This is a genomic window from Candidatus Protofrankia californiensis (assembly GCF_900634765.1).
GTDB lineage: Bacteria > Actinomycetota > Actinomycetes > Frankiales > Frankiaceae > Protofrankia > Protofrankia californiensis.
Map to the genome: position 1 here is coordinate 7,923 of NZ_CAAAFT010000398.1, position 4,642 is coordinate 12,564.

A 4,642-nucleotide genomic window follows, 5' to 3' on the forward strand; every position below is an offset into this window, starting at 1 on the left:
AAGACGGGTGTAACCCTGAGTCAGCACGACAAGCTGGCCAGTGTGCTCGCCCAGGCGGAGCTGGTCGAGCAACTCGGCTACGACGCGTATCAGATCGGCGAGAGGCACGGCGCGCCGTTCCTGTGCTCGTCACCCGCGGTGCTGCTGACCGCCGTGGCCGCGCGCACCAGCCGCGTCCGGCTGCTCACCGGCGTGACCGTGCTCAGCATCCACGACCCGGTCCAGGTCGCCGAGGAGTACGCGCTGCTCGACCATCTCAGCGGCGGACGGCTCGATCTCGTCATAGCGAAGGGCAACCACGCTCCGCACTACTCCACATTCGGGCTCGACCCCGCCGAGCAGTGGGACGTCCTCGCCGAGAAGTACGACCTGCTGCGCCGGCTCTGGTCGGAGAAGAACGTGACCTGGTCGGGGCGATACCGCGCGCCTCTCGTGGACGTGACGACGCAACCGCGTCCGTATCAGCGGAAGATCCGTGTATGGCACGGCAGCGCGACGAGCCGGCAGACGACGGAGCTGGCGGCGCTGCGCGGCGATCCGCTGTATTCGGCGAACGGTTTTTTCCGCGTCGCGCAGTATCGGGAGCTCATCGACCACTACCGGCAGCGGTGGGCCCACTACGGCCACTCGGGGGAACCGCTGGTCGCCAGCGCCTTCCCGGCCCTGCTGATCCGGAAGACCTCACAGGAGGCCGTTGAAGCCTACCGTCCGTTCTGGAACGCCCAGCGGGTCACGCCGGCGGCCAAGCACAACAACTCGCCCTTCTGGGAGCTCGAGGAGTTCATCGAGCACGGCTCGGCGCTTGTCGGCAGCCCCGAGCAGGTACTCGACAAGATTCATCGTTTCACCGAGGAATACGGCCAGCAGCTCACCGGGATAGGTGTCGACTCACTGCCGGTGGAATGGCAGCGCGAGCAGCTGGAATGGTTCGCCAACGACATCGCTCCCGACCTGCGCCGCGCGTATCCGAGCTCCCTTTGGGCGCCGGAGGCCGCGGCGGAGGTCCCAGCGGGCTGAGGCGACCCGGTGGCGTCAGCTGCTGTCTTCGCCGGATCCACGGTCCTCGGGAGTTGACGGAGTTGACGTCGTGCTGACCGACAGCGCCCCGCCCATAGGTGACGGCTCGGTGGCGGGCAGCGGTAGCTGGCCTGGGGCCACCGGGTGGACGTAGCGGCTCCCGCGCAGCAGCGATGCGACAGCGGCAAGCAGCGCCAGGGCGGCGGCTACCGCGAACACCACCACGAGACCGTGGTGGAAAGGTTCCGATATCAGGTTCGGGAAGAACTCCCTGCCGGTGAGGGTCTGCTGGTGTGCAGGCGACAGCGAGGACAGCGCATTGTTCGACTCCAACAAGTGTCCTATCGGGTTGACGCCGAGAACAGCTGCGAACAGTGACGACACGGGCGGCAGGGAAGCGATCTGACGCGCGGTGTCGGACGGCACACCCTGCTGCTGCAAACCGCTCGTCAACGCGTCCGGAAGACTGCTCGCCAACCCGACGATCATAAGCGAGAAGAACACCCCGATCGACAGCGTCGTACCGGCGTTCTGGAAGGTCGAACGCATTCCCGAAGCGACGCCACGCTGGCTCGCGGGGACGCTGCCCATGATGGATGACGAGTTGGGTGCGGCGAACATGCCACCGCCTATCCCGTTCGCGGCGATCAGCAGTCCAAAGGCCCAGTAGGGAAAGTCGACGGGCAGCAGCATCAGGCCGACGAAGCTGCTGCCGAACACGAGCATCCCGGCGGTGGCAAGACCTCGAGCGCCGAAGCGATCGGAGAGGAATCCTGATGCGGGACCCGCGACGAGAACGCCGACGGTCATGGGAACCAGGTAGATCCCGGCCCAGAAGGGCGTGTCACTGTAGTCGAAGCCGTGCAGGGGCAGCCAGATCCCCTGCAGCCAGATGATCAGCATGAACTGCAGCCCGCCGCGGGCGACGGACACGGCGAGACCCGCTGCGCTGCCGGCGGTGAAGGCCCTGATGCGGAACAGGCTGAGCTCGAACATCGGCTCGCTGATCCTGCGCTCGATCACGACGAACGCCGCGAGCAGCAGGGCGCCACCGGCGAGCAGGCCGAAGACCGCGGGGTTCGTCCAGCCCATGATGTGATCTCGGTACGGCTGGATGCCCTGGGTGACAGCGATCAGGACCGCTCCCAGGCCCACGGCAAACGTGATGTTGCCCCACCAGTCGACACGGCCCCCTCCTCCTCGAGGACCGGTGTCACGAAGCTTGCGGTACGCCCACAGCGTCCCGAAGACGCCGACCGGCACGTTGACCCAGAACACCGCCCGCCAGTCCAGGCTTGCCAGCACACCTCCGGCGACCAGACCAACGAACTGGCCGGCCAAGTAGGCGACCTGGTTGATGCCCAGCGCAAAACCGCGTTGATCGGCAGGAAACGCATCGGTCAGGATCGCGGCCGAGTTCGCCATGAGCATGGACCCGCCGACCGCCTGGAGCATCCGCCAACCGATCAGCCACAGTGCTCCGTGACCGCCATCGAAGGGATCGAACGACAGCAGGACGGATGCGATGGTGAACACCACGAAACCGGCGTTGTAGATCCTGACCCGGCCGAACATGTCGCCGAGGCGGCCGAGGGCTACGACGAGCACAGCCTGGACGAGGCCATACCCCATGATCATCCATAGCAGGTAATTGACGTTACCCAGCGCCAGCGGATCCAGGTGAATGCCGCGAAAGATCGACGGCAGTGCGATGAGGACGATGGATCCGTCGAGTGCCGACATGAACACGGCGGCGGTCGTGTTCGCCAGGGCCACCCATTTGTAGCGGTCGTCCTTACGGCGGTCTTTGTAGCCGTCTTTGTGGTGGCCGTTCATCCCCGCCGTTCGCCCGCCGGCCATCTGCTCGCCGCCCCGCTGCGGCCCGATCGCCGGCATCAGATGCTCTGCGCCAGTCGCTCAAGCAGCGGTGCGGCCGCCATCAGCTGTTCGAGTTCCGCGTGCGTGAACCCGGTCGAGAGTGCCTGCGCCAGCTGTTCGGTCCGCGCGTTGCGCCTGTCCCGCAGCGCCTGCAAACCGGCTTCGGTTATCGATAAGATCACCCGTCTGCCGTCCTGCGGGTCGGGACGTCGCTCGACGAGGCCACGGGTCTCAAGCGCGCCCAGCGTCGCCCCCATCGACTGCGGGCTGATCTGCTCGAGCTTGGCAAGCGCGGCCGCCGTGGTCGGGCCGCCGCGCTCCAGGCGCACGAGCGCCGAGGACTCGGGCATCGTCAGCTCGCCCACGGGCTGCACCTGACGTAGCCGCCGCAGGAGCAGCCCGATGCTCAGCCGAAGCGTGGCGGCAACCTGGTCGACATCCGAATCCCGAGACACTCTGTCAGCCTAAGCTGATAAGCCTGTCCTTTCAAGTTTGTCAGGCCCACGGGCGACGCCCTCCCAGATCCCCTGAAAGCACCTGCCCAATGACTTCCTGCGGGTCGCCCGAGGCCCGCCGATATGGCCTAGGACGGTTACCGTCGGCGACGTCGCATGCGGGCCAGGAGCGCACCACAACAGGTAAGATCGCCGACGTGGGTGGCATGGAGCTGGCACAGCTCGCCGGGCTGCTGCGGCAACGCAACACCATCGACGAGCAGACCGCTGGCATCATCGATCGTCCGATGACATCCGGACACCTCGGCGAGTGGATCGCGGCACGGGTCTTCGCAATCGACCTGGAACCGTCGGCAGTGGCTCCCGCGGTCGACGGCCGGTTCACCTCTGGTTCGCTGCGCGGCCGGACGGTCAACGTGAAGTGGTACCTCAAACGGGAAGGCGTGCTCGACGTCACCGAGTCACCGGCACTGGACTACTATCTGGTGTTCACCGGACCAGTGTCGGCGGCGGCGTCCTCACGCGGCGGAACCCGCCCGTGGTGCATTACCTCGGTGTACCTGTTCGACGCCCCACAACTGCTTGCCGAGTTACGCGCCCGCGGGATCAAGACACCGGGCGCGTCCAGCGTGCGAGCTGCTCGATGGGCAGCGTCCGAGATCTACCCACAGGCGAACAACACGACGTTGACGCTTGGACCCGAGCAGTCCAACCTTTTGCGATTGTTCGCACCGGCGTGATCGCCCTGCGAATGTCTCGGTGTCCGCAACAATCAGATACCACGCAGAGTGACTTCGAGACGAACCCACCGATCAACGCAGAACATGCGGTCATGCCGACCATGCGGCGGAACGGAGACTGATTTTGACTGGGCTTTGGACGCAGCGTCCGGCGTTATGCTGAGGAAGTGACGATGGCGCCCCATAGCAGCGAGGTCCACGACATGGTGGACCAGCTCGTGCCCGCCCAGGTTGGACCGTTCCCGCTTCGGTGGACACCCGGACTAGCTGCCCGATCCGTCGGGAGAACGAGCAATGGGCGCGACACGCCGTAGATTTACCGAGGAGTACAAGGAACAAGCAGTAACTTTCGTCATCGACGGCGGCCGTCCGGTCGCCGAGATCGCCCGGAACAACGGCGTCCACGAGATGACGTTGGGAAAATGGGTGAAGAAAGCCAAGGACGCGGCGGAGGTCTCCCAGCCACCGGACGCCGTGCTCGACGAGTCCGAACGCGCCGAACTCGTCCGGCTACGCGGCGAGGTCAAGGACGCGAACTCCACGATCGCCGAG

Annotated in this window: 5 protein-coding genes; 3 read left to right on the forward strand and 2 right to left on the reverse strand. The window is 65.9% G+C overall.

The window, feature by feature from the left end:
• Positions 1-1,017 (forward strand): LLM class flavin-dependent oxidoreductase (locus tag DD1DGNOD_RS20450; protein ID WP_241255870.1); only part of this gene is annotated, 1,017 nt, incomplete at its 5' end.
• Positions 1,018-1,032: 15 nt separating this feature from the next.
• On the opposite strand, the gene DD1DGNOD_RS20455 is transcribed toward DD1DGNOD_RS20450, so the two are convergent.
• Both DD1DGNOD_RS20455 and DD1DGNOD_RS20460 read right to left on the reverse strand, forming a co-directional pair.
• Positions 1,033-2,853, reverse strand: coding sequence for an MFS transporter (locus DD1DGNOD_RS20455; protein WP_131770847.1), 1,821 nt, complete (start codon positions 2,851-2,853; stop codon positions 1,033-1,035).
• Positions 2,854-2,912: 59 nt separating this feature from the next.
• Entirely contained in the window at positions 2,913-3,350 is a 438-nt protein-coding gene (locus tag DD1DGNOD_RS20460; protein ID WP_131768112.1) for a MarR family winged helix-turn-helix transcriptional regulator, read from the reverse strand.
• A gap of 206 nt (positions 3,351-3,556) precedes the next feature.
• On the opposite strand from DD1DGNOD_RS20460, the gene DD1DGNOD_RS20465 reads away from it, so the two are divergent.
• Entirely contained in the window at positions 3,557-4,090 is a 534-nt protein-coding gene (locus DD1DGNOD_RS20465) for a hypothetical protein (protein WP_131770843.1), read from the forward strand.
• Positions 4,091-4,384: 294 nt separating this feature from the next.
• A partial coding sequence (locus DD1DGNOD_RS20470) for a transposase (RefSeq protein ID WP_131768115.1) occupies positions 4,385-4,642 on the forward strand: 258 nt, incomplete at its 3' end.